The organism is Pantoea sp. X-Soil-YNGN-844 (genome assembly GCF_059730595.1).
Genome location: NZ_AP036007.1, coordinates 3507708 through 3531260 on the forward strand (window position 1 = coordinate 3507708; position 23553 = coordinate 3531260).

General features: G+C 54.9%; 21 protein-coding genes. 8 read left to right on the forward strand and 13 right to left on the reverse strand.

The features are described from left to right. Window positions 1–2 precede the first annotated feature (2 nt). The 4 genes from AC6I8C_RS16225 to pmbA all read right to left on the reverse strand — a co-directional run bounded on the left by AC6I8C_RS16225 (window position 3) and on the right by pmbA (window position 2793). Window positions 3–359, reverse strand: a complete 357-nt coding sequence (locus AC6I8C_RS16225; RefSeq protein WP_010256477.1) for an SFCGS family glycine-rich protein — start codon at window positions 357–359, stop codon at window positions 3–5. 13 nt (window positions 360–372) lie between these two features. Further along, window positions 373–708, reverse strand: coding sequence for a glycine dehydrogenase (locus AC6I8C_RS16230; RefSeq protein WP_061063460.1), 336 nt, complete (start codon window positions 706–708; stop codon window positions 373–375). A gap of 294 nt (window positions 709–1002) precedes the next feature. Further along, a complete protein-coding gene (gene cybC / locus AC6I8C_RS16235) occupies window positions 1003–1389 on the reverse strand; it encodes a cytochrome b562 (protein WP_497823360.1) in 387 nt (128 codons plus the stop codon). A 63-nt stretch (window positions 1390–1452) separates the two neighbouring features. Then, window positions 1453–2793, reverse strand: coding sequence for a metalloprotease PmbA (gene pmbA / locus AC6I8C_RS16240; RefSeq protein ID WP_013359153.1), 1341 nt, complete (start codon window positions 2791–2793; stop codon window positions 1453–1455). 115 nt (window positions 2794–2908) lie between these two features. Here pmbA and yjgA point away from each other — a divergent pair, with 115 nt between their 5' ends. Continuing rightward, the gene (gene yjgA / locus AC6I8C_RS16245) at window positions 2909–3454 is read left to right on the forward strand and encodes a ribosome biogenesis factor YjgA (RefSeq protein WP_497823057.1); all 546 of its coding nucleotides are present in this window, start codon (window positions 2909–2911) and stop codon (window positions 3452–3454) included. Window positions 3455–3492: 38 nt separating this feature from the next. Here the strand turns inward: yjgA and AC6I8C_RS16250 are convergent, their stop codons facing one another. Continuing rightward, window positions 3493–4233, reverse strand: coding sequence for an oligogalacturonate-specific porin KdgM family protein (locus tag AC6I8C_RS16250; protein ID WP_497823058.1), 741 nt, complete (start codon window positions 4231–4233; stop codon window positions 3493–3495). A 352-nt stretch (window positions 4234–4585) separates the two neighbouring features. Further along, on the reverse strand, window positions 4586–5938 hold the full coding sequence (gene mpl, locus AC6I8C_RS16255) for a UDP-N-acetylmuramate:L-alanyl-gamma-D-glutamyl-meso-diaminopimelate ligase (protein ID WP_033784102.1): 1353 nt from the start codon (window positions 5936–5938) through the stop codon (window positions 4586–4588). Window positions 5939–6106: 168 nt separating this feature from the next. Here mpl and fbp point away from each other — a divergent pair, with 168 nt between their 5' ends. After that, on the forward strand, window positions 6107–7114 hold the full coding sequence (gene fbp, locus AC6I8C_RS16260; protein WP_013359157.1) for a class 1 fructose-bisphosphatase: 1008 nt from the start codon (window positions 6107–6109) through the stop codon (window positions 7112–7114). A gap of 366 nt (window positions 7115–7480) precedes the next feature. Here the strand turns inward: fbp and AC6I8C_RS16265 are convergent, their stop codons facing one another. Beyond that, window positions 7481–9040, reverse strand: a complete 1560-nt coding sequence (locus AC6I8C_RS16265) for a methyl-accepting chemotaxis protein (RefSeq protein WP_497823059.1) — start codon at window positions 9038–9040, stop codon at window positions 7481–7483. Window positions 9041–9209: 169 nt separating this feature from the next. Here AC6I8C_RS16265 and AC6I8C_RS16270 point away from each other — a divergent pair, with 169 nt between their 5' ends. The 3 genes from AC6I8C_RS16270 (at window position 9210) to ppa (ending at window position 10761) form a co-directional block, all read left to right on the forward strand. Then, window positions 9210–9620 carry a lysozyme inhibitor LprI family protein gene (locus AC6I8C_RS16270; protein WP_497823060.1) on the forward strand — a complete coding sequence of 137 codons (411 nt, stop codon included), beginning with the start codon at window positions 9210–9212 and terminating at the stop codon, window positions 9618–9620. A gap of 60 nt (window positions 9621–9680) precedes the next feature. Next, on the forward strand, window positions 9681–10130 hold the full coding sequence (locus AC6I8C_RS16275) for a DUF441 domain-containing protein (RefSeq protein WP_013359160.1): 450 nt from the start codon (window positions 9681–9683) through the stop codon (window positions 10128–10130). Window positions 10131–10230: 100 nt separating this feature from the next. After that, complete coding sequence (gene ppa, locus AC6I8C_RS16280; RefSeq protein ID WP_003855519.1) at window positions 10231–10761, forward strand: inorganic diphosphatase; 531 nt, start codon at window positions 10231–10233, stop codon at window positions 10759–10761. A gap of 59 nt (window positions 10762–10820) precedes the next feature. Here the strand turns inward: ppa and AC6I8C_RS16285 are convergent, their stop codons facing one another. Genes AC6I8C_RS16285 through tamA form a run of 3 tightly spaced genes read right to left on the reverse strand, consistent with a single transcriptional unit; the run spans window position 10821 to window position 16656 of the window. Continuing rightward, window positions 10821–11174: a gamma-glutamylcyclotransferase family protein gene (locus AC6I8C_RS16285; RefSeq protein WP_150013581.1), complete on the reverse strand. Its 354-nt coding sequence runs from the start codon at window positions 11172–11174 to the stop codon at window positions 10821–10823. Window positions 11175–11176: 2 nt separating this feature from the next. Continuing rightward, window positions 11177–14944 (reverse strand): autotransporter assembly complex protein TamB, encoded by a 3768-nt coding sequence (tamB, locus tag AC6I8C_RS16290; protein WP_497823061.1) that lies wholly within the window; start codon window positions 14942–14944, stop codon window positions 11177–11179. Then, window positions 14941–16656 carry an autotransporter assembly complex protein TamA gene (tamA, locus tag AC6I8C_RS16295; RefSeq protein ID WP_185948879.1) on the reverse strand — a complete coding sequence of 572 codons (1716 nt, stop codon included), beginning with the start codon at window positions 16654–16656 and terminating at the stop codon, window positions 14941–14943. The genes tamB and tamA overlap by 4 nt, the downstream gene beginning before the upstream one ends. A 516-nt stretch (window positions 16657–17172) precedes the next feature. Here tamA and paeA point away from each other — a divergent pair. Further along, window positions 17173–18495: a polyamine export protein PaeA gene (gene paeA, locus AC6I8C_RS16300; protein ID WP_497823062.1), complete on the forward strand. Its 1323-nt coding sequence runs from the start codon at window positions 17173–17175 to the stop codon at window positions 18493–18495. Window positions 18496–18576: 81 nt separating this feature from the next. On the opposite strand, the gene AC6I8C_RS16305 is transcribed toward paeA, so the two are convergent. Continuing rightward, window positions 18577–18783, reverse strand: a complete 207-nt coding sequence (locus tag AC6I8C_RS16305) for a DUF1107 domain-containing protein (RefSeq protein ID WP_003855513.1) — start codon at window positions 18781–18783, stop codon at window positions 18577–18579. Between the two features lie 315 nt (window positions 18784–19098). On the opposite strand from AC6I8C_RS16305, the gene AC6I8C_RS16310 reads away from it, so the two are divergent. Next, entirely contained in the window at window positions 19099–19656 is a 558-nt protein-coding gene (locus tag AC6I8C_RS16310) for a YtfJ family protein (protein ID WP_497823063.1), read from the forward strand. A 66-nt stretch (window positions 19657–19722) separates the two neighbouring features. On the opposite strand, the gene cysQ is transcribed toward AC6I8C_RS16310, so the two are convergent. Continuing rightward, entirely contained in the window at window positions 19723–20466 is a 744-nt protein-coding gene (gene cysQ / locus AC6I8C_RS16315) for a 3'(2'),5'-bisphosphate nucleotidase CysQ (protein WP_150013589.1), read from the reverse strand. Window positions 20467–20759: 293 nt separating this feature from the next. Here cysQ and AC6I8C_RS16320 point away from each other — a divergent pair, with 293 nt between their 5' ends. Then, window positions 20760–22703, forward strand: coding sequence for a bifunctional 2',3'-cyclic-nucleotide 2'-phosphodiesterase/3'-nucleotidase (locus AC6I8C_RS16320; RefSeq protein ID WP_497823064.1), 1944 nt, complete (start codon window positions 20760–20762; stop codon window positions 22701–22703). A 45-nt stretch (window positions 22704–22748) separates the two neighbouring features. On the opposite strand, the gene bamJ is transcribed toward AC6I8C_RS16320, so the two are convergent. Beyond that, window positions 22749–23369, reverse strand: a complete 621-nt coding sequence (bamJ, locus tag AC6I8C_RS16325) for a BamJ family beta-barrel-assembly machinery protein (protein WP_010256433.1) — start codon at window positions 23367–23369, stop codon at window positions 22749–22751. Window positions 23370–23553: the final 184 nt, after the last annotated feature.

A 23553-nucleotide genomic window follows, 5' to 3' on the forward strand; every position in this document is an offset into this window, starting at 1 on the left:
AATCAGCTGCCGTGCTTCTTGTTCCAGGCCTGCACCAGCCGCTCGCCTAACTCTTCTTTATCCATAAAGCCGAAGCCCAGCACGGTGGCGCCTTCATTGATGGCGGTGACGCCTTCGTCAACAGAACGCATGCCGTGTTTGGCTTTGTAGCCATATTTGTTCTGCGCGGTGATAGCACCCGCGCCGCCGCTGCCGCAGAACGAGATGCCGAAATCGGCGTTTTCTGCTTTCATCACGTCACCCAGCTTCATGTCAGCGGCCACGCCTGGCACCACGACAGCACGACCACCCGCTTTCTCGATGCCCGCCGCCACTTTCTGGCCCTTACCTAAACGATCGCCAATCACTACTGTTACCATGGTGTGTTCCTCTTCAGTTATTTGATCGCGCGACTTCAATATGCACTGACAGCAGCCAGGCCTCTTCGCGGGGGAGATTGCCGAACAGGTCGACGACCTGCTGCGCCAGCGCGACCGTTTCAGGCGGAATATCCTCAAACAGCTCCGCTTCCACTTCCGGCAGTGGCTCCCCGCTCAGCGAGCGTGACGCCATGGCACCGACATGCGATTGCAGCATCTGCTGCTGGACCGCATTGGGCTGAATGCCATGCTGCTGATAGATCGCCGCAATCTGCGTCATTACGCTGTCAGCCAGCTGTTGCACTTTCTCCGGTGGCGCTTCATACACCGGGACGCCGTTATTGCTCACCTTGCTACTCCTGTTAAACCGGATAATTCGCGTTAGAAATAAATTAGCGGTCATCACCCCGGCTGTGGAGAGGCAACATTTCCAGCAGTAAGTGGAAATTGAAGTGAAGGTTGTGCGCCAGATCGCAGGCTGCACGCTAAATGTGATATGCGTCGCAAAATGCGCAAAATGATGGCGTTAGCTTTGCCAGGCGGTAAAGTTGTGCGGCAACCAGACTGCCGGGCGGTGGTTTACGGTGCGGTGATAAGCAGAAGTGATGGTAAAAACCGCCGGTCGGGCTGACCGGCGGTCGGATTAGCGGAATTTCTTATGGTTGGTATTACGGATGTCATCAAATTTAGCGGCTTCGCGCTTTGCGCCGTCCACGTTGTTGGCTTTCGCCAGCGCGCTGACCACGTCAATCTGTGCGATGAGTGAGTCAAGGCCCGCGTGGTAGTCTTTGAGCTGCGCACTGTCAGCAGGCTGACCTTCCAGCTTATCAGGCGTCGACTTTTTGGCATCCTGCGCCGCGGTTCGCATTTTGGTTAACGCCTGCTGCATTTCCTGCGCACTGTCCGTTTTCTTAACGATTTTCAGGTTCGCATTGAGCGTGTCCATATCCTGCTCCAGATCTGCCGCATAGAGGCTGACGCTGGAGAACAACAGAGAAGCCGACAACATTGCAATCACATGCTTACGCATCATTATTTCCTTTTTATTGTGATGAAAAAAAAGCAGCCAACAGGCTGCTTCAGGAATTCATCTTTATTGTCCCGCTATTTTCATCTCAGGCAGTAACACGGAACCGCACTGGATATTACTGCGGGTTTCAATATCGTCACCGATGGTCACCATGTTGTGCCACATCTCTTTAAGATTGCCGGCAATGGTGACTTCGCTGACCGGGTACTGAATGACGCCATTCTCAACCCAGAAACCGGCTGCACCGCGTGAGTAGTCACCAGTAATGGCGCTGACGCCCTGGCCCATCAGCTCGGTCACCACTAATCCGGTTCCCATCTGCTTCAGCAGGTCGTCAAAGCTGTGGCCCTGACCCGCAATGCGCCAGTTATGAATACCACCAGCATGACCGGTGCTGGTCAGACCCAGTTTACGTGCGGAATAGCTGGTCAGCAGCCAGGTCTGCAATACGCCATCTTTGATGATGTCGCGCGCCTGAGTCCGCACTCCTTCGCTGTCGAACGGCGTGGAGGCGAGCCCTTTCAGCAGGTGTGGCTGTTCACTGATGGTGAGCCACTCCGGCAGAATCTGCTGCCCCATTGAATCCAGCAGGAAAGTCGATTTACGGTAAACGCTGCTACCGCTGATCGCACCAACCAGATGACCAAACAAGCCGGTCGCCACTTCAGCGGCAAAAATTACCGGGGCTTTCATGGTCGGCAGTTTACGCGGGGCCAGACGGGAGAGTGTACGGCGCGCGCACTCGGCTCCTACCCACTCCGGGCTTTTCAAATCTTCAAACGCACGGCCAATGGTATAGGCGTAGTCGCGCTCCATATTGCCATCCTGCTCAGCGATGACGCAGCTGGAGAGCGAATGGCGGCTTGAGCAGTAGCTCTGCAACATTCCATGGCTGTTGCCAAACACTTTAATGCCGACGTGGCTGTTGAAACTGCCGCCTTCGGTGTTGGTAATTCGCTTGTCGGCACGCAGCGACGCCTGCTCCGCCTGCGCGGCCAGTTCAATGGCGCGGTCAGCGTCAATTTCCCACGGATGGTAAAGATCCAGATCCGGCGCATCATAGGCCAGCAGCTCTGCGTCGGCCAGACCGGCAAACGGATCGGGCGAGGTGTAGCGGGCAATATCAATCGCCGCCTGCACGGTACGTTTGATCGCATCCGGGCTGAGGTCGGTCGATGAGGCACTGCCTTTACGATTCTGATGATAAACGGTGATGCCCAGCGCACCGTCGCTGTTAAATTCAACGTTTTCCACTTCGCCATAACGGGTGCTGACCCCGATGCCGGTGGTCTTACTGACAGCCACTTCCGCGCTGTCAGTGCTTGCTTTAGCCAGTTCAAGTGCCTGCGCAATGGCCTGCTCCAGTACTTTTCGCTGTTCTGCAACCTGAGTAGATACGTTCATCGACCTGCCGTCTAATCTTATGTGTGAATGATTTGAGTCTATCAGAGTCAGAGAACAATTTCGCAGTCACCCGATAAACTGGTAGGATTAGCCTCTTTTTTTTGGGAGCCCGGAAATGACCAGACAGCCCGATGAGTGGCTCGACGATGTGCCAGATAATGACGAAGAAGAAGATGAAGAGATTATCTGGGTCAGTAAGAGTGAAATTAAACGCGATGCAGAAGAGTTAAAGCGCCTGGGAGCCGAACTGGTTGATCTGGGTAAAAACTCGCTGGATAAAATCCCGCTGGATGAGCGCCTGCGCACCGAGATCGAACTGGCACAGCGCATCAGGAAAGAGGGTCGCCGCCGTCAGCTGCAGCTGATCGGTAAACTGCTGCGCAGCATTGATGTGGAGCCTATCCGCATTGCGCTGGATAAGCTCAAGAATCGCCACAACCAGCAGGTTGCGCTGTTCCATAAACTGGAAATGCTGCGCGATCGTCTGATTGAGCAAGGTGATGAGGCGATGAGCGACGTGATTGCGCTTTATCCCGATGCCGATCGTCAGCAGTTACGCAGCATGATCCGTAACGCGCAGAAAGAGAAAGCGGGCAACAAGCCGCCGAAGTCTGCCCGTCAGATTTTCCAGTATCTGCGCGAGCTGGCCGAAGCGCAGTAATGTCATGGCGGGCAGTCTCGCCCGCCTCCCGGCAGCACTTACCGATAGATATAGAGAATACCGGTGCGCAGCCGCAACTGGCGTTCGCTCGATGTAGCAGAACGTCCGATATCGCCAAAGGTGACGTAAGGCACCCAGACGCGATCGTTGCCAAGCGCATAATCGAACTGTAACTCCTGTTCATAGTCATCATGCTTATTAGCAAACAGTTTCGCATCCGCGTGCTTATACACCAGCTTATAGGTGGTGGTGAGGCGATCGGTTTTATTCCGCAGGTAGAGATCAAAACGGTTAGCCGTGCGATGCCGGTCAGTATCGCAATAATCAATACCCCCGGTGCGGCATTGATCGTCATGGGCATAATCGGTCAGTTCAAGGCGATATAATCCGCCAACAGACCAGCGGTCATTAATTTTATACCAGGGTGCCACACCAAACTTCCATTCGGTGCGCGAGGAGTTAAATTCCGGCTGAATAAAAGGCGATAGCGTCCAGTTCTCCCAGTAATAGGATTTCAGAAAGGTGACTTCCACCACATTTAACACGGTGTCGTTATAATATTTATCTTTTGGATCTGCGCCACCGGTTTTAAATTTGGTTTCGACGCCAAGAAACATATTATCCGGCAGCGTTGTACTCAGCCCCAGCTTGTCATAGTGCGTGCGGTCGCGAAGACGGTACTCGTGCCGGTAATCCACCGTAGCCGTTGCCAGCGCTGCTGCGGAAGTGCATAACAGCATGACGCCCAGAGCTAATGATCGTGTTGTACTTTTTCCCATAAAAATGTCCTTATTCTCAGTAATAAGGGCAATGAATTATCTGAATTCATTTAACCCAAATTTAACTTATATTTAAAAACTGTATTAATATAAGATGCCACATAAAGAAAACCTGTTAATTTTTTCTTTAATCTGAATCCTTCTGATTATTATTTATTTCTCAGCTGCAACAGAGACGATGCTAAAAATAACCGGCAGGTGTGGCCTTTCTGTTTCAGACACTAATAAAGAAAATATGGCAACTGAAGGAAGAGTGAGCAGATCGGATTCAAACTATGCGGGATTTATTCAGGAAATAATAATAACGGCAATAACGCTTTAAAAAAAAGCGCCCGAAACGGGCGCCTGATTTTCAGGCCAGCCTGTCCAGCAGCTTCTGATGAATGCCGCCAAATCCGCCGTTGCTCATCACCAGAATCGTGTCGCCCGGCTGAGCGGCTTTAGCCACCATTTCTACCAGGGTATCGATATCCGCGCTCCAGTGCGCAGGCGGAATGCACGCTTCTGCTACATCTGAAACCTGCCACGGAATATGGTGCGGCTGGAACAGGAAGACCTCATCCGCACGCGCCAGCGACGGCGCCAGGTCGTTTTTGCTGACGCCCATCTTCATCGTATTGGAGCGAGGCTCCAGCACGGCCAGGATGCGCGCTCTGCCACCCACTTTACTGCGCAGGGCAGCCAGTGTCGCCAGAATGGCCGTCGGATGGTGAGCGAAGTCATCATAGACTTTGATGTTATTCACTTCACCACGCAGCTCCAGCCTGCGACGTGCATTGATAAAGGTGTTCAGCGCCTGGCCGGCATCTTCCGGCTTCACACCTACATGCCGCGCGGCAGCAATTGCCATCAGGCCGTTGTGCATGTTGTGTTCGCCCACCAGCGCCCAGTTCACTTCCCCGACTTTCTCGCCGTCGAGCCAGATTTCCCAGTGAGACGCATCGTTGGTCAGCTTCTTCGCCTGCCAGCGCCCGTGCTCACCAACACTCTCCTGCTCGCTCCAGCAGCCCATCGCCATCACCTGTTTGAGGTTAGGATCATGTTCCGGCAGCAGGATCTTGCCCTGGCCGGGCACGATCCGCACCAGATGGTGGAACTGCTTCTGGATCGCCCGCAGATCGTCAAAGATATCGGCGTGATCAAACTCAAGGTTGTTGAGGATCAGGGTTCGTGGAGAGTAATGGACAAACTTGGAACGCTTATCAAAAAACGCGCAGTCGTACTCATCCGCTTCAATCACGAAGAATGGACTTTTTCCTAATTTTGCCGAGACATCGAAGTTTCCAGGCACACCACCAATAATGAAGCCGGGTTCAAGGCCGCAGGCCTCGAGAATCCACGCTGCCATGCCGGCTGTGGTGGTTTTACCGTGGGTTCCCGCCACGGCCAGCACCCAGCGATCGCGCAGCACGAAATCGTGCAGCCACTGAGGGCCAGAGAGGTAGGGAATGTTGCGTTCCAGCACCGCTTCCACACAAGGATTACCTCGCGTCATCGCATTGCCGATAATGACTAAGTCAGGCACCGGATCAAGCTGACTGGCGTCATAACCTTCCGTTAATTCAATGCCTTGCTGTTCGAGCAGTGTACTCATTGGCGGGTAAACGTTGGCGTCTGAACCGGTCACCTGATGTCCCAGTGAACGAGCCAGCACCGCCAGACCACCCATAAAAGTGCCACAAATCCCGAGGATGTGAATGCGCATAACATGATCCATTACTCAAAAGTTCGGCGCACAGTGTAACGCCGCTCGCAGACGGAAGAAACGGATTAGGACTATGGTTTTTGAAGTTCAATCGGCTAAACTGCGTACGCATCCGTTGGCAGACTGTTACGCGTGCTGCCACTCCATCGAAGATTCAGGGAATGTGTTATGAAAACGTTGGGCGAATTTATCGTCGAGAAGCAGCACGACTTTCCGCACGCCACAGGTGAACTGACGGCGCTGATTTCAGCTATCAAGCTGGGTGCCAAAATTATCCACCGCGACATCAATAAAGCCGGTTTAGTGGATATTCTCGGTGCCAGTGGTGTGGAAAATGTTCAGGGTGAACAGCAGATGAAACTGGATCTGTTCGCTAACGAAAAACTGAAGGCAGCACTGAAAGCACGTGGCATCGTCGCCGGTATCGCTTCTGAGGAAGAAGACGAGTTCGTTATCTTTGAAGGTGAGGAAAACGGTAAGTACGTGGTGTTAATGGATCCACTGGATGGTTCTTCTAACATCGACGTTAACGTTTCCGTCGGCACCATTTTCTCTATTTATCATCGCGTCAGCGAGCCGGGTACGCCAGTGGTTGAAGCGGACTTCATGCAGCCAGGCAACAAGCAGGTTGCTGCCGGTTACGTGGTCTACGGCTCATCCACCATGATGGTTTACACCACCGGTGCAGGCGTGCATGCGTTTACTTACGATCCGTCACTGGGTGTGTTCTGCCTCAGCCACGAACGTATGACCTATCCACCAACCGGTTACACCTACTCAATTAACGAAGGTAACTACATTCGTTTCCCGCAGGGTGTGAAGAAATATCTGAAGTTCTGTCAGGAAGAGGATCTGCCAACGCACCGTCCTTATACCTCACGTTACATCGGATCGCTGGTTGCGGATTTCCATCGTAACCTGCTGAAAGGCGGGATCTACCTCTACCCAAGCACCGCCAGTCACCCACAGGGCAAGCTGCGCCTGCTGTATGAGTGCAATCCGATGGCCTTCCTGGCCGAGCAGGCGGGCGGTAAAGCCAGCGACGGTCAGAAGCGTATTCTGGATATTCCACCGGTCACGCTGCATCAGCGCTGCCCGTTCTACTGCGGTAATGAGGCAATGGTAAACGACGTTGAGCGTTTCCTGGCCGAGTTCCCGGATTGCCGTCAGGGTTAATCTGGTCGTAGTATAAAAGCCATATAAAAAAGCAGGCCGCGTTTATCGCGCCCTGCTTTTTTTGATAATGCACGGATTCGAACCGCTTTAATACGGGCGTTGCGCAGGAAACACGGTCAGATCGGAAAGACGCAAAAGCCGTCATCCATGGTACGCTCGATTACGCACCTCATCCCTGAGGTGCGCCCGTAAACGGGCCAACGCTTTGCGTTGTTCAAAAACGCTCCCGGCGTTTTTGTCCTGGCGCGGGACGCTTTCCTCCTCTGACCATATTCCCTGCGCCCTGAGCTTATCCGTTGCGGTCAGGTTCGCCCTGATATGTATTAATGAGCTGTCTGAAGGCGCGATTTCGCGCCCTTTTTGCTTTTACGCCGTCTGCAACCTAAATTGCGCCATCGTTGCCTGAAGCTGACTGGACTGCGCTTCCAGCGACTGGGTCGCGGCAGTGGCCTGCTCGACCAGCGCGGCGTTCTGCTGCGCTGTTGCATCCATCTGAGTGACCGCCAGATTGACCTGCTCAATGCCACGGCTCTGCTCGTCGGAGGCCATCGAGATCTCTTTCATCAGTGCCGTTACGCGCATCACTTCGCCAGAAATCTCATCCATGGTTTCCCCGGCGCGCGTCGCCATCTCGCTGCCCTCTTTGACCCGCGACTGTGAATCGCTAATCAGCGTACGGATCTCTTTAGCCGCATTAGCACTGCGCTGTGCCAGCGTGCGCACTTCATTTGCGACAACCGCAAAGCCACGGCCCTGCTCGCCTGCTCGCGCCGCTTCTACGGCAGCGTTGAGCGCCAGAATGTTGGTCTGGAAGGCGATACCGTCAATCACGCTGAGAATGTCGCCGATGCGATTGGCGCTGTCGGTGATCTCATTCATTTTTTCCATCACGTAACTGACCACCTCAGCGCCGCGATCGGCAGTCTCGGAGACCGCGCTAGCCAGCTGATTCGCCTGCTGAGCATTCGTGGCGTTAAGGCGCACGGTTGCCGTGAGCTGCTCCATGCTGGCTGCAGTCTGCTCCAGCGAAGCGGCAGACTCTTCGGTGCGCTGCGACAGATTGACGTTACCCGCCGCCAGTTCACGGCTGCCGATGTCGATCTGCATACTCGCTTCACGCACCTGACTCACCGAGGTGCGAAGTGACTGCTGCATCCCGCTCAGTGCATGATTGAGCCGCCCCAGTTCATTATTGCTGGACGGTGGCAGCGCCTGTGACAGGTCGCCTGCCGCAATCTGCTCAAGATGGACAATTGCCAGATTAAGCGGCTGCAGCAGCATCCGGCGCAGCAGTTGCCAGGCGAGCACCAGCAGCAGCAGCGTTAATACGCCTGCCACAGCGATCAGGATTTTCATTTTGGTTTCGTTGTAGGCCGCCTGTGCGAGCTGGGCTTCGGTGACCTGTCCGGCGAACTGGCTGAAGTCTGTGACAGCTTTGTTGTAGCTTGCCGCCAGCGTCGCCAGGTTGCCTTCCAGCAGCTGGTAATATTCGTCAGTGTATTGCTTGTCCAGCGCGTCCATCATCGGTTTGATGCCCTGGTCAAGATAGGCTTTGTAACTGGCTGAAATCGCGTCCGCCAGCATTTTCCCGTGCGCCGTCACCGTTCCGGCATCCACAAAGCGCTTCAGGTTTTGCTGTGATGACACCACATCTGCCTGCGACAGTTTTGTGACTGCCGCGCCCTCTTCCAGCATACCAATTTCAATTTTACGTACCGCCAGCGCCGCATTCGCGCGGGCCCGCATCAGATCTGAATTACTCTGGTAAAGACTGTTCAGCTCGATCCCCTGAATGCGGTTGATCACATCCAGCGAGCGATTCCCTTTATTAATTGCCACGATACCCATAAAACTCACCGCCAACAGCAGCAGTGTCATAAATGCCAGCAATGCCAGCAACCCCGTGCGAAGTGATATCTGTTTCATCCTGATGATTTCCGTGTAAGAGAAAAGGCGAAATTTCCAGCGGCCCTAAAACGGAAGAGGTATCGGCAGTAACGCTCCGAAACTTTAACCCTGATTAGAGTTAACAACTTGATCATCACGGAAACATCGCTCAATCTGATCGCCGCCTACCCGCTATCCGGAGAAAAGAATGAAATCGGGATTACTTCTGATGCTGCTGTTCGTCAGTACGCCGACGATGGCGAAGGATTTGCCTTCAGACGCCGCACTGGATCGCTGCCTCAATGACGCCTCTGCGACCCTTGAGATGAACCAGTGCTATGCTGCGGCCACAACGATCTGGGATAAGCAGATGAATCAGCAGTACAACACACTGATGAAAACCCTCTCCGGTGAACCTAAAAACAAACTGCGTGCCGCGCAGCGCGCCTGGCTGAGCTATCGCGACAGCTGGCTTGAGGCGAGCCGCAGTCAGCTGGCGACGCAGGGAACGCTGGGCAGCGTAGCGCTGAGTGCCCAGGGCCTGAGCCTGGTACGCAATCAGGCATTGATGTTGCAGTCCCTCGGTAAAGGCAGTTGTGCCAACCCCGATGACTGCTGACCCATAACCCGCTTTTGCGCTGGCTGACGTCAGTGCGCTGTTAACCTTCAGGGAGAAACCATGGCTGCTTACGCCTCGACATTGATTCTGATTGCCCTTGCTGTACTGAGCTATTTCGTTCACAACAACGCGGTTACTATCTCCATTCTGGTGCTGCTGGCGATTAAAATTACCCCGCTGGCGCAGTTTTTCCCCTATGTAGAAAAACAGGGTATTACCTTAGGGATCATTATTCTGACCGTCGCAGTGATGGCGCCGCTGGCCAGCGGCTCACTGCCCGCCTCCGCACTGCTCAAATCGTTTGCCAACTGGAAGTCGATTGTGGCGATTGTGGTGGGGATTTTTGTCGCCTGGCTGGGCGGTCGTGGTGTGAACTTTATGAGCGTGCAGCCGTCGGTCATCGGGGGGCTGCTGATTGGTACGGTGATTGGCGTAGCCTTCTTCCGCGGTGTGCCGGTAGGACCACTGATTGCCGCAGGCATTGTTTCGCTGTTTGTGGCGGCTAAGTAGCGTTAGGGCGCATTCCGAAACGCCAAAAAGAGGGCATACTTTCAGAGTCAGTTGGCTATAATAGCCGACACTCAACATACGACTACTGAAGGAATGCCAGATGAGTTTGAACCAGGTGCCAGCAGGTAAAGACCTGCCAGAAGATATCTACGTTGTCATTGAGATCCCAGCGAATGCTGATCCGATCAAATATGAAGTTGATAAAGAGTCTGGTGCCCTGTTTGTAGACCGTTTCATGTCTACCGCCATGTTCTATCCGTGCAACTACGGCTACATCAACCACACTCTTTCTCTGGATGGCGATCCGGTTGACGTACTGGTTCCGACCCCGTATCCACTGGTCCCAGGCTCAGTGATCCGCTGCCGTCCGGTTGGTGTGCTGAAAATGACTGACGAGTCTGGCGAAGATGCCAAACTGGTTGCCGTTCCGCACACCAAGCTTTCTAAAGAGTACGATCACATTAAAGATGTGAACGACCTGCCAGAACTGCTGCGTGCACAGATCACCCACTTCTTTGAGCACTACAAAGATCTGGAAAAAGGCAAATGGGTGAAAGTGGATGGCTGGGATAACGCCGAAGCCGCTAAAGCCGAAATCATCTCCTCTTACGAGCGCGCACAGAAGAAGTAATTCTGCTGCCGGTTTGTAAGTCGAAAAAAAAACACCGTCCAGATGGACGGTGTTTTTGTTCAGGCCTCTGGCTCCGCATCGCGCTTCAGCCAGTCACCACTCATAATGCGCTGGCGTCCTGCCACTGAGCGTTGATAGACATAAAGCCATGCACTGCCAAACGGCGTCTGAGTCAGATAACGTTTGTACTCTCCCCCTTTGGTGCGAAGCGCATCCAGCTCCGCAAGGGTTGAGGCATCAATGCGGTACACTTCACACTGTACCGCTCCATTGCCCTCTATGACGCCGGGATAATGCCCCAGACTGTAAAGCTCAAAGCCTTCAATCTGGTGATCACCCAGCCACTGCGCATTCGTCATCCAGTGACTGTTTCCCTGTTTGCGCCGTAAACTGCCGTAGACAATTATTCGCATTGCTAAAACTCAAACTGATAGAGCAAATCGAGAGCCTGATCCACACCGGATACGGCTTCCAGATAGAGCTTAGGCATCAGGCGGTAACGCAAGGTTAACGTCGCCAGTGAATCAAATATGCCAACACCGTATTTTACCTGCAGACCCGGTAGTACATAGCCACTGACCTGCACCTGCTGGCTGTCGCCAACACCCGCAGTATCAACGGCCAGATTACTGACACCGAATGTCTCCCCGATTTTACCCACAACCTGCCCACTTTGTGCAACCCCTAAGCCAACAAGGGCTGAAGTAAGGGCGTTACTGTCGCCGTCACTGCCCAGTCCCTGACCGCGCAGCAGGTAGGAAAGCGCTTCCTGCTGCGACATCGCCGGATCGGAGAAGACTTCCGCTTTCGGCTCATCGGCAAGGCCGGTGACGCGCAGACCAGCGGTGACGCCATCTTCAGTCGCATCCGGGTTACGGATGGCTTCCAGATTGACGTAAGGCTGATCCGGCGGACCGGCAAACTGCAGCTCGCCTTTACGGACGATCAGATCCTGACCATAAGCGTGGAAGCGACCGGACGGAATGTTGATCTGGCCATTCAGACCAAGTCCTGTCCTATCCTGTACCAGTTTAAGATCGCCATTCAGTTTTGCTTTCAGGCCAAATGCCGAGAGCCGCACATCGTTACCGACGTGGATCACCAGATTACTGTTAATCGGGATCGCGGCGGTTTGCGGTGCAATTGGCTTCAGCTGTTCATCCAGCATCACTTCATCCGACGAGACGCCGGTGGCGCTTTCCGGCACTTCCTGCACCGTGATGCGCGCCCACGGAATGTCGACCCGTCCATCAAGGTTAAAGGCGGCTGGCGTCGCTTCAAACACCAGATCCGGCGAGACATCCATGCGCACCATTGGCGGCACGGTCACGCGAACCCGGCTGCCCTGCGCCGCAATGCGCGCACGCCAGTTATCAAGCTGGCTCCAGTCCGCGTTACCGCTAAGGTTGATGTTGCCCTGCCCGGTCTGCACCAGCCCATTCAGGGTTGAGCTCATGCCGTTAAACACCAGATTCACGTTAGCAGCAGTGAGATCGACCGGCATAAAGTTGCCATCCACATCGACTCCCGTCAGGCCAAGCTGACCAAACACCTGTGGCTGCTGGATGCTGCCACCCAGACGCAGGCTGCTGTTCAGGCTGCCTTTGATCTTCTCGCCCTGCATCAGCGCCGGATTGATCATCGCCAGCGAGACATTGCGGATGTTAACGTTACCGCCCAGCGTGCGGCGGTTTTGCGGATCGTCGATCTGCACATTGCCATCCAGCTGCCCGTTATTGGCGATGCGGATCAGCCAGTCGAGCTGGGCGCGTCCGTTACGCAGTGCGGCATTAAGGTTCAGCGTATCAAAGGCGATCGGCAGGTTATTGCCCTGCACATCCTGCACCACTTTCACGCCGTTGCCTTTAAGCGCCACTGTGCCGGTCGGCAGCGCGCCGTCGGCCGTCCAGTTGACGCGCACATCACCGCTGAACAGGCCGCTGAGCTGGGTCGCATCCGGCATAAACGGCTTCACCATCGCCAGGTCAAAGCGATTCAGCACGACATGCGCCTTGCCTGCCGGTCCGGCTTCTACCGGCTCTGGTACACAAATCTGTGCATTGGGGTTCTGCCAGCAGTGCGGCCCGATGGTCGCCGTCTGGCGGCTGTTGAGATAGTCGATGGCCATCGCACGGGTCAGACGCCACTCGCCGACAGGCGTATCAAAATGGGTATCGTTCAGCGAGCCTCTCCAGCGTTCGGTCTGGCGATCGAAGCTGCCATTCAGCGCCAGCTGGCCAGAGACAGGTTTGCCCTGCACATTCAGCTTCAGCTGATGCTGATGCTCGTTGCCGTCCGCATTCAGCGTCAGCAGGCTGATGTTCAGCGCATCCTGCTTCAGTTGCTCGACGCGCAGTTGCAGTTTACCCGCCACCTGTTCGCCGGAGCGCACGTCGCCATTCAGCGTAACGCGATTAATCTGCATCTGCTGCCAGCGCAGACCACGGGCATTGAGATCGGCCAGCAGCTGCGGGGCTTTCAGGGTGCCACGCGCTTTGAGGGTGCCATTGACGACACCACCCAGACCGGGCAGCGCATTGTCGAGCTGTGGCGCGTCGATGCTGGCATCAAGATCCAGACTGTCGCCCAGCGCCCCTTTGACGTCCAGATGGTTGCGTCCCAGCGCCAGCTTAATGCCCGGCACCGTCCACTGGTTGTAGCTGTTACCGGTCAGCGAGCCGTCAGCGGTCACGGCGTTCTGCTTCACGTTTCCTTTCAGCTGAAGCTGCGGCACACTCAGCTGCCAGCTGCCGCCATAGAGACTGCCTCGGGTGGTGATTTTTCCATCCAGCCGCGCTGGCCAGTCAGGATACTGTTTTGCGGTGTTGATCCCGGCCAGCGTCAGCTCACTGCGCCAGCTGATCGCCTTGCTCCAGTCCAGCAGCGCGGTGAGGTCAATATTGCCCTGCAATGCAGCCACGCGCAGGCGATCCAGGCTGAACTGCTCAACATTGCCTTTACCCGTCAGCGAGATATTGGCTGGTGGTACCGACTCGCCCTTCACGGCGGTCTGCAGTGACATCACATAGTCGGTGGCTTTGCCTTTAAACTGATAGTTCAGGTCATCCGCCTGATACTGAACCGGGCCGGTTAACGGCCAGCGTAACTGCGGGCTGGTTAACTGCAGTGACAGCGGCAGGCCTGCTACCGCCAGCTGCGTCGTGGCGTCCAGTTGTGCTTTCACCGGACCGGAAAGATTCAGTCCCAGCTTCAGCTCGTCGCGCATTGCACCATTCAGTTTCAGCGCCAGCTTTTCGCCTTTGATCGGGTCGGTGTTAACCGTGCCGTTCAGGATGAAATCGACCGGCCAGTTATCCGCCAGCGTCGCCTGTCCGCTGCCGTTGAGGTTGCCAAGATTCGAGTCCACTTCCAGCTTGGTCAGTTGCATCTGACGATCGGTGGTTTTGGCCTTCAGCAGTAACCGGCTGACGGAGATATCGGTGTCGCCGGTAATGCGCAGCTGTTCACCCAGAATCTGCTGCACCTCAATATCCAGCGGCAGACGGAAATCGGGCAGCGCAGGCAGCAGCGGTTGGGCAAACATCGCCTGCAGCGTTTCACCCAGCGGTTTCTCCGCAGGATGAGGCTGCTGAACCTTCGGCTCCACCACCTCGTCATTCACGACTTTCGCCGCTTTCGGCAGCGCAATCAGCAGGCTTTGAATATGGGTCGGATTCAGTGTCAGCGCGCGATCCTGCCATTGCAGGCCGGTAGTGAAGTCGAGCAGCGAGATCGCCGTGTCATCCACTTTGACATTGATGTTGTGCAGGCCAAGGTGACGCAACGTAATCGGGTACGGCGTACTGAGGTTGGTGTTGCCACTCTCTTCTTCCGGCGCTGGCGCAGCAGGTGTCATCTTCTTGCTGTCGACGACCACGCTGATATCACGCAGGGAGACATCGTTAACGCACACAGAGGAGTGCAGCAGGCAGTTGAGATCCACCGCCAGATGGATTTGCCCGGCATCGACGCTGACGCCTGGCATTTCGTAGCGCAGACCGTTGAGCGTCAGGTTACGCCAGCCGCCGTCGACCTGTCTGATGGACAGGCCGGGCACCCAACGCGATGCCCCCTTCAGCACTAAATGCAGCCCCGGCGTGGTACCGATTAAAAATGCCACGCCGCCCAACAGCAGTACCAGAAAGATCAGAATACCGATCAGGACCTTTTTCCACAGCTTCATAGTTCTGGCCCCAGCCCTACGTAAAATTGTAATCCATGTGCCTCGTCATCCCCGATGGGTCTGGCGATATCAAATTTGATGGGGCCAACCGGCGAAGACCAGCGCACGCCGACGCCCGCACCGGTTTTGATATTGCTCTGTTTGATGTCGTTAACGGCTTCACCCGAGTCAACGAACACCGCGCCCCACCATTTTCCGGTGACGTTGTACTGATATTCCAGCGATCCGGTGGCGAGTTTGGATGCACCAGTGAGTTTGCCGTCGTCGTCACGCGGTGAAATGTTTTTGTATTTGTAGCCGCGAATACTGCGGTCGCCCCCGGCAAAAAAGCGCAGATCCGGCGGCACTTTGTCAAAGTCGTTGGTTTCGATCCAGCCAAGATTGCCGCGCGCCACAAAGCGATGGCTGTCGCCCAGCGTGCGGATCCAGACGTTTTGCGCCTGCAGGATCAGGAAGTCAACGTCTGAACCCCAGGTCGTATCAGAGACGTCCACCGAGTAGCGCTGTGAATCGCCCCACGTCGGCATCAGACCGCCACGCGAACGGGTGCGGTTTACGCTGACGCCGGGATAGAGCAGCATCGTGGTGTTGGTCACGCTGCCCTGCGTAAAGTGGTCCAGGCTCCAGCGCAGGTTAACGGCCTTCTGCCAGCCGCTGCTGCTGTCCCAGTTGCGCGACATCGCCAGCGTCGTGGTATCGGCTTTAGTGTCGTTGAGGTCGGTGCGCTTCAGGCCACCAGAGAAGGTGTAGTACTGCTCCAGCGGGCTTTTCAGCAGCGGCACTTTGTAGCTGAGATCGACCTGCTGTTCCGGCGCAGAAACGTAGGCGCTGGCCGCCAGGCTGTGGCCGCTGTCGTTGATCCACGGTTTTTTCCAGGTGCCTTTCAGGCGCGGACCGACATCTGTGGAGTAGCCGACACCGGTTTCAATGGTATTTTCGGTGCGGGGCGACATCACGGCATTCAGCGGCAGGACTTTGGTCTGGCGTCCCTTGCTGAATTCCGGCGCGACCACCACCGAATTAAACCAGCCAGTGGCGGAGAGACGCCGATTCAGTTCGGCTAAATCGCGGGAGCTGTAGTAATCCCCCTCTTTGAACGGCACCAGGTTCTGCAGATACTCTTCGCGAATCTGCGAACCCTGGAACGTGACGTCGCCAAAGCGATAGCGCTCGCCGCTGTCGTAGTCAATATCCCAGAAGGCTTCACGCCGCTCTACCGAGACGCCGAGCTGGCTTTTTTTAAAGGTGCCGTCGAAATAGCCGTTACGCAGCGCAAGATTCGAGAAACCGCTTTTGAATCGGTCATACTGGCCGTGGTTAAGCTGCGTGCCCACTTTGGGCCGTCCCTGCTTCACCCAGGCTTTATAATCGGCGTCGTTCCGCGCATCGCCTTCGACCACGATAGTGCTGCCGCCGATTTTTACCGGTTCGCCTGGGGTGACATGGGCCACTAAAACCGGACGTCCACCCTGCGCAGGCGCGGGGCGGGATTCAAAATCGATGGTGGGCTCATAATAGCCGAGTGCGCGCAGCCCCTCTTTTATTGCAACAGAGACACGCGCGCGAAAACGACCATCGTTAGAGACCTCATCACTGCCGATGGTCGACAGGCGCGCCCTGACATTTCTCTGAAGATCCCCGGTTAAGCCGTCTACCTGTAATCGCACTGTCGCCGCCTCAAGGGCGGGCGCGGCAAGCAGCAGGCCAGCCATGCAATAAACATAAAATCGTGGCACCTGTACTCCTGTTAATCATGCCGGCCCCTTTTCCGCGGGGCACTTATTAATCATCTTTGCCCGCACTACCGCAACGGCAACACCCTCATCATAGCCGCACTTTATGGTAAACGGCGACGCAACGCTGACATCTAAGTCAAATAACAGGGTATTGTCGGTAAATGGGTATCGCGATACAACTCCTGAGGGGGGGAATGATCAAATCCGGATGACTCACTCAGATAAATCCGAGTCAATAACCGGCCGCTCTGGACGCAGATGCGGTGTGATGCGGCGGTTTGCCCTCTGGCGGCACAATGAGCGCTCCTGCTATAATCTGCCACCACAGGCATTCCGCCTGTTTTCATTTCTGCCCCGACATCTTTTTCCTGTCGAACAGGCGCAGACATTTTTGGCACGGATAGCTGTGATTCACGGATAAACCAACTCTGTTTGCGCTTACCCACGCTGCCCAGGCCAAAAATGACAAGTGGATAACCCTTTGGATCTCATATGTTAGATAGCTTACTTGTCATTCTGTTGCTGATCGTAATCAGTGCCTTTTTTTCTCTGTCAGAGATATCGCTGGCGGCCGCCCGTAAAATCAAAATGAAACTGCTCGCCGATGAAGGCAATGTTAATGCGCAGCGTGTCCTTAAAATGCAGGAAACGCCGGGCATGTTCTTCACCGTGGTGCAGATTGGCCTTAACGCCGTCGCCATCCTGGGCGGTATTGTCGGCGACGCCGCCTTTTCACCGGTTTTCAGCGGCCTGTTTAACCGTTTTGTCTCGCCGGAACTGGCAGAGCAGCTCAGCTTTATCTGCTCCTTCACCATCGTCACCAGCCTCTTTATCCTGTTCGCTGACTTAACGCCGAAGCGGGTTGGCATGGTCGCACCGGAAACCATCGCGCTGCGCATCATCAACCCAATGCGTTTCTGCCTGCTGGTGATGCGTCCGCTGGTCTTTCTGTTTAACGGCCTGGCCAACGTCTTCTTCCGTATTTTCAAACTGCCGATGGTGCGTAAAGATGACATCACCTCTGATGACATCTATGCCGTCGTTGAAGCGGGTGCGCTGGCGGGCGTGCTGCGTAAGCAGGAGCATGAGCTGATTGAAAACGTGTTTGAGCTGGAATCGCGTACCGTTCCCTCTTCCATGACCTCACGTGAGAATATCGTCTGGTTTGATCTGCATGAAGATGAGACCAGCCTCAAGACCAAAATCGCTGAACATCCGCATTCTAAGTTTCTTGTCTGCAGCGGTGATATCGATCATATCGTCGGTTATGTCGACTCTAAAGAACTGCTGCTGCGTGTGCTGGGCAATCAGAGTATGGCGCTGAACAGTGGCCTGCAGATTCGCTCTGCGCTGATTGTGCCGGACACGCTGACCCTCTCCGAAGCGCTGGAAAGTTTTAAAACCGCTGGTGAAGATTTCGCAGTGATCATGAACGAGTATGCGCTGGTCGTGGGCATCATTACTCTGAATGATGTGATGACCACGCTGATGGGCGACCTGGTAGGCCAGGGCATGGAAGAGCAGATTGTGGCGCGCGATGAAAACTCATGGCTGGTTGAGGGCGGTACGCCGATTGATGACGTGATGCGCGTGCTGGACATTGATGATTTCCCGCAGTCAGGCAACTACGAAACCATCGGCGGCTTTATGATGTATATGCTACGTAAGATTCCGAAGCGTACTGATTTTGTGAAGTTTGCTGGTTACAAATTCGAGGTGGTGGATATTGATAGCTATCGCATCGACCAGCTGCTGGTTACCCGCATCGACGAACGACCGCCGGTGCTGAGCATGACGAAAAGCGAAGAAGAGTAGAATGACCGAGGGCCAGGTTCAGATTGTCGAATAAAATAGTCTGACGGGCAGACACTAAGGGCGCCATTGGCGCCCTTGATATTAGTTGAACTCAAGCTTGAGACGAACGACCTGGCGGTTAATTTCTGACATCACGCTCAGATGCTGTTTGTCTTTGACGCGCGGGATTAAGACTTTCCCTTTATCAAACTCGAACGCGCCTACGTCCTTGATATACAACCTTCCTTTGAACAGCGTTTTTACATATTTCGCTATTTGTAGCGGATTATAGCGCTGGAAGATCTTCATACTGACTAACTCCTGTACATTTTTAAAGCACGCTTCGCCGTTTCCAAATTTGGTTCCAGCCCATGAAGCGCGAATTCGCGATAACTATAGAACACTAAAATCGACTGGTGTTCCGAAAAGTGAATTTTTTTACTGAATTGACACATCATTACAGAACACTCTGTTATCAGGGTCATACAAGACAGTATAAACCTTCATTGGTTAAGGAATTGTGGTGTCCATAACAAACCTGACACCTTTCCATGACAGGCGCATCATCCCTGCTTACTATTGCAGTAAAATGACTGACTGGTCCGATCACTTAAGGAAATAGCAATGCGAAACATTCTGACCGCGGTGGCGTTGTCTTTGCTGATACCAGCAAGCGTGATGGCCCATGACCTCAGGCTGGGATCACGAGTCCCCGCCATTGGCGTCAACGATAAAGGCGAACTGTTATTACAGCAGGAGAAGTTTAGCTACAAAAACTGGAATAGCGCGCAGCTCAGTGGAAAAGTTCGTGTGGTCCAGCATATTGCTGGTCGCTCTTCCGCTAAAGAGATGAATGCGGCACTGATAGAGGCGATCAAAGCCGCGAAGCTGCCACACGATCGCTATCAGACCACCACTATCGTGAATACCGATGACGCCATTCCCGGCACCGGCATGTTTGTGCGCAGCAGCGTCGAGACCAACAAGCAGCAATATCCATGGTCGCAGTTTGTCATCGACAGCAAGGGTAATGTCCAGCATGCCTGGCAGCTACAGTCGGGCGGTTCCGCTATTGTGGTACTGGATAAACAGGGCAAAGTGAGTTTTGTGAAGGATGGATCGCTGACGCAGGATGAAGTAACAAAGGTGATGGCGCTGCTGGCCTCACTGCTGAAAGAGTAACCGCTGAAATCCCGGCGGTCACAGAGCGACCGCTGGGATTTCATCAGCCTGCAAATTCAGACAGCATTAAAACAGGGAGACGCGGAAGCCAGGATTAAGGAAGGATTCGCGCGGCGCGTAGTCCAGGGTTTTACCCTGCCAGTCATGTACATGGGCGCCAGCGGCCATCGCCACGGCATGACCCGCGCCGGTATCCCAGATGTTGGTTGGCCCAAAACGGGGATAGAGCTGGGCTTTCCCTTCCGCCACCAGGCAGAATTTCAGAGAAGAGCCGGTGGCGACGGTCTGATGTTCACCCAGCTGTTTCAGGTACTCTTTCATCTCGGCGTCATCGCCATGTGAGCGGCTTACCACTACCAGCGGAGGACGCGCGTCACGGGCATGAATCTGTTCACGCTGGCCGCCCTCCTCTTTCCACGCTTTACCGTCTGCTGCAGAGTACATTACGCCCAGCACCGGTGCATAAACCACGCCCATCACCGGCTTGCCCGCTTCGATTAGTGCAATATTGACGGTAAATTCGCCGTTGCGTTTGATGAACTCTTTGGTGCCATCCAGCGGATCGACCAGCCAGTAACGCTGCCAGTGCTGACGCACCTCCCAGGCTGGGGGATCTTCTTCTGACAGCACCGGGATCTCAGGCGATAACTGCTTCAGGCCCTTCATGATAACGTTGTGCGCCGCGATATCCGCAGCGGTCACCGGTGAATCGTCCGATTTGTGAGAAACGTCAAGCGGCGCGGCACCGTTATAGACCTGCATAATCGCGTCGCCCGCTTCGCGTGCCAGTTGGCAGATTTGCTCTAACATTTTTCACCTCGTTGCGTCTGTCTGCTGCGGGATAGGTTCACCCCAGCTAGTGACATTTTAGCAGTTCAGCTTGCGGTGCTCATGTTCAGGCAGGCTGACCCATCAATTCATAGATATATCAATATCATAGTTATCCGACAATCGCCACGCCTGCGCTGCTGCGCCTCCGTCGTATAAGAATCCGCCGCTGGCTGATGCGTCAAAACGTTATATCCATCACGATTTAAAATGACTATCTGTCATGCTTTTACATTATTTTGAGAACCTTAATCTAATTTGCAGCAGGAGCAAGCATGTTTAAGCCCGGAATGATGTTACTGGCCCTGAGCGTTTCCGTCGCCACCCAGGCCGCAACGGTAGATTTGCGGATACTGGAAACCACCGATCTGCACAGCAACATGATGGATTTCGACTATTACAAAGACACCCCAACCGCGAAGTTTGGCCTGGTGCGAACCGCCACGCTGATTCACGCCGCGCGCCAGGAGGTGAAGAACAGTCTGCTGGTCGATAACGGTGACATCATCCAGGGCAGCCCGCTGGGTGACTATATGGCGGCCAAAGGATTACGTGAGGGCGAGACTCATCCGGTCTATAAGGCGCTCAATACGCTGGATTACAGCGTTGGCAACCTCGGTAATCATGAATTCAATTATGGCCTGCCCTACCTGAAAAAAGCGCTGGCAGGCGCCCGCTTTCCCTATGTGAATGCCAACGTGATTGACGTGAAGAGCGGCAAGCCGCTGTTTACCCCATACATCATCAAATCTATCACGGTGGTTGATCGCGAGGGCAAAAAGCAGACTCTGAAAATTGGCTATATCGGCTTTGTGCCGCCGCAGATCATGGTGTGGGATAAAGCAAATCTGCAGGGCAAGGTGCGGGTCGACGACATCACCGAAACGGCCCGCCGTTATGTGCCTGAGATGCGCGCACAGGGTGCCGATCTGATTATCGCTATCCCCCACTCCGGCCTGAGCAGCGAGCCGTATCACACGATGGCGGAGAACTCGGTTTACTATCTCAGCCAGGTGGAAGGCATCAACGCCATCCTGTTTGGTCATGCACATGCGGTCTTCCCCAGTGAGGAATTTGCCGCCATTAAGGGTGCGGACATCGCTAACGGCACGCTGAACGGCATTCCGGCGGTGATGCCAGGCATGTGGGGCGATCATCTGGGCGTGGTCGATCTGGTGCTGAGCAATCAGGATGGACACTGGCAGGTAAGCAGCGGCAAAGCGCAGGCGCGGCCGATTTATGACATCGCCGCGAAGAAATCGCTGGCGGCTGAAGATCCGGCGCTGGTGAAAGTGCTCGCTGACGATCACCGCGCGACGCGGGAGTTTGTGGCAAAGCCCATCGGCAAATCCGCCGATGTGATGTACAGCTATCTGTCGCTGGTGCAGGACGACCCGACAGTGCAGATCGTCAATAATGCTCAGCGCGCCTACGTAGAGCACTTTATTCAGGGCGATCCGGATCTGGGCCGACTGCCGGTGCTCTCTGCTGCTGCGCCGTTTAAAGCGGGCGGACGTAAAAACGACCCATCGAGCTACACCGAAGTGGAGAAAGGCGCGCTGACCTTCCGTAACGCCGCCGACCTTTATCTCTATCCCAATACGCTGGTGGTGATGAAAGTCACGGGCGCACAGGTCAAAGAGTGGCTGGAGTGTTCGGCGGGCCAGTTTAACCAGATCGATCCGCACAGCAGCAAAACGCAGTCGCTAATCAACTGGGATTTCCGCACCTATAACTTCGACGTCATTGATGGGGTAAATTACCAGATCGATGTGACCCAGCCTGCGCGCTACGATGCGGAGTGTCAGCTGATCCACCCGGATGCTTCACGTATCCGCCAGCTCACCTGGCAGGGTAAGCCCGTCGATCCGCAGGCCACTTTCCTGGTCGCGACTAATAACTATCGCGCTTACGGCGGCAAGTTTGCCGGCACCGGGGATAAGTACATTGCCTTTGCTTCGCCGGACGAGAACCGGGCAGTGGTTGCGGCTTATATCAGCGCAGAAACCAAAGCACACGGTGAAGTGCAGCCGAAGGCGGACAATAACTGGCGTCTGGCACCGATTATCTCATCCACCCCACTCGATATTCAGTTTGAAACGGCACCGGGTGATAAGGCGACCGGCTTTATTCAGCAGCATGCACAATATCCGCTTCAGCCCAAGGGGACAGATGCGATTGGCTTTGCGCTGTGGCAGGTGAATTTACAGCAGAAATAAGGCGGGAGAAAACGCTGCAACCGGGTTGGTTGCAGCGTCCGGGTATTACAGAATTTCCAGCAGCTCGACTTCGAAGATCAGGGTGCTGAATGGTGGGATAGAGGCACCCGCACCGCGCTCGCCATACGCGAGGTTCTGTGGGATCACCAGTTCCCATTTTGAGCCAACCGGCATCAGGGTCAGTGCTTCGATCCAGCCAGGGATAACACCGCTGACCGGGAATTCTGCCGGTTCGCCACGGGCAACCGAGCTGTCGAATACGCTGCCGTCGATCAGTTTGCCGGTGTAGTGAACGCGTACGCGATCCTGACGTGATGGGATTGGACCTTCGCCCTGAGTAATCACGCTGAACTGCAGGCCTGATTCGGTGCTGCTCACGCCTTCACGCTGCGCATGTTCCTGCAGGAACGCCTGACCTTCTGCTGCCATGGCTTCGGTACGCTCACGACGTACGCCTTCCGCACGTTCGTGTACTTCACGCAGTGCGCGATGAACCACGTCAACCGGTACGGCCGGTGAGTTCCCTTCCAGCGCGTCGCGCAGACCCGCGAGCAGTGCTTCTGGTTGCAGACCCTGCAGACCAGATTCCAGCAACTGCTGGCCAACCTGTAAACCAATACCGTAACTTGCTTGTGCTTCGACGCTGTCGAAAGAAGGGGTAGTCATCTTCGTTCCTTTCACTCTCGGATAAATTCGAACCGGCAGCATAGCAGCGCAGGCCGCTGGCGTAAAATGCCCTGCGTCGCAGATGACTTTTACTGATGAAAGAGAAACAATAGAGCCGTCAAATTTATCAATGCTGGCAGGCACTTCGCGCCGGTATTGCCCATACTATAACTATCGATGGGGA

Coding starts and splice junctions, on each gene's coding strand:
- paeA (WP_497823062.1), top strand. CDS start 17,173: ATGTTAGATAGCTTACTTGTCATTCTGTTGCTGATCGTAATCAGTGCC.
- tamB (WP_497823061.1), bottom strand. CDS start 14,944: ATGAAGCTGTGGAAAAAGGTCCTGATCGGTATTCTGATCTTTCTGGTA.
- AC6I8C_RS16285 (WP_150013581.1), bottom strand. CDS start 11,174: ATGCGAATAATTGTCTACGGCAGTTTACGGCGCAAACAGGGAAACAGT.
- fbp (WP_013359157.1), top strand. CDS start 6,107: ATGAAAACGTTGGGCGAATTTATCGTCGAGAAGCAGCACGACTTTCCG.
- AC6I8C_RS16270 (WP_497823060.1), top strand. CDS start 9,210: ATGAAATCGGGATTACTTCTGATGCTGCTGTTCGTCAGTACGCCGACG.
- AC6I8C_RS16305 (WP_003855513.1), bottom strand. CDS start 18,783: ATGAAGATCTTCCAGCGCTATAATCCGCTACAAATAGCGAAATATGTA.
- ppa (WP_003855519.1), top strand. CDS start 10,231: ATGAGTTTGAACCAGGTGCCAGCAGGTAAAGACCTGCCAGAAGATATC.
- bamJ (WP_010256433.1), bottom strand. CDS start 23,369: ATGACTACCCCTTCTTTCGACAGCGTCGAAGCACAAGCAAGTTACGGT.
- cysQ (WP_150013589.1), bottom strand. CDS start 20,466: ATGTTAGAGCAAATCTGCCAACTGGCACGCGAAGCGGGCGACGCGATT.
- AC6I8C_RS16265 (WP_497823059.1), bottom strand. CDS start 9,040: ATGAAACAGATATCACTTCGCACGGGGTTGCTGGCATTGCTGGCATTT.
- AC6I8C_RS16250 (WP_497823058.1), bottom strand. CDS start 4,233: ATGGGAAAAAGTACAACACGATCATTAGCTCTGGGCGTCATGCTGTTA.
- mpl (WP_033784102.1), bottom strand. CDS start 5,938: ATGCGCATTCACATCCTCGGGATTTGTGGCACTTTTATGGGTGGTCTG.
- AC6I8C_RS16310 (WP_497823063.1), top strand. CDS start 19,099: ATGCGAAACATTCTGACCGCGGTGGCGTTGTCTTTGCTGATACCAGCA.
- yjgA (WP_497823057.1), top strand. CDS start 2,909: ATGACCAGACAGCCCGATGAGTGGCTCGACGATGTGCCAGATAATGAC.
- AC6I8C_RS16320 (WP_497823064.1), top strand. CDS start 20,760: ATGTTTAAGCCCGGAATGATGTTACTGGCCCTGAGCGTTTCCGTCGCC.
- tamA (WP_185948879.1), bottom strand. CDS start 16,656: ATGGCTGGCCTGCTGCTTGCCGCGCCCGCCCTTGAGGCGGCGACAGTG.
- pmbA (WP_013359153.1), bottom strand. CDS start 2,793: ATGAACGTATCTACTCAGGTTGCAGAACAGCGAAAAGTACTGGAGCAG.
- AC6I8C_RS16225 (WP_010256477.1), bottom strand. CDS start 359: ATGGTAACAGTAGTGATTGGCGATCGTTTAGGTAAGGGCCAGAAAGTG.
- cybC (WP_497823360.1), bottom strand. CDS start 1,389: ATGCGTAAGCATGTGATTGCAATGTTGTCGGCTTCTCTGTTGTTCTCC.
- AC6I8C_RS16275 (WP_013359160.1), top strand. CDS start 9,681: ATGGCTGCTTACGCCTCGACATTGATTCTGATTGCCCTTGCTGTACTG.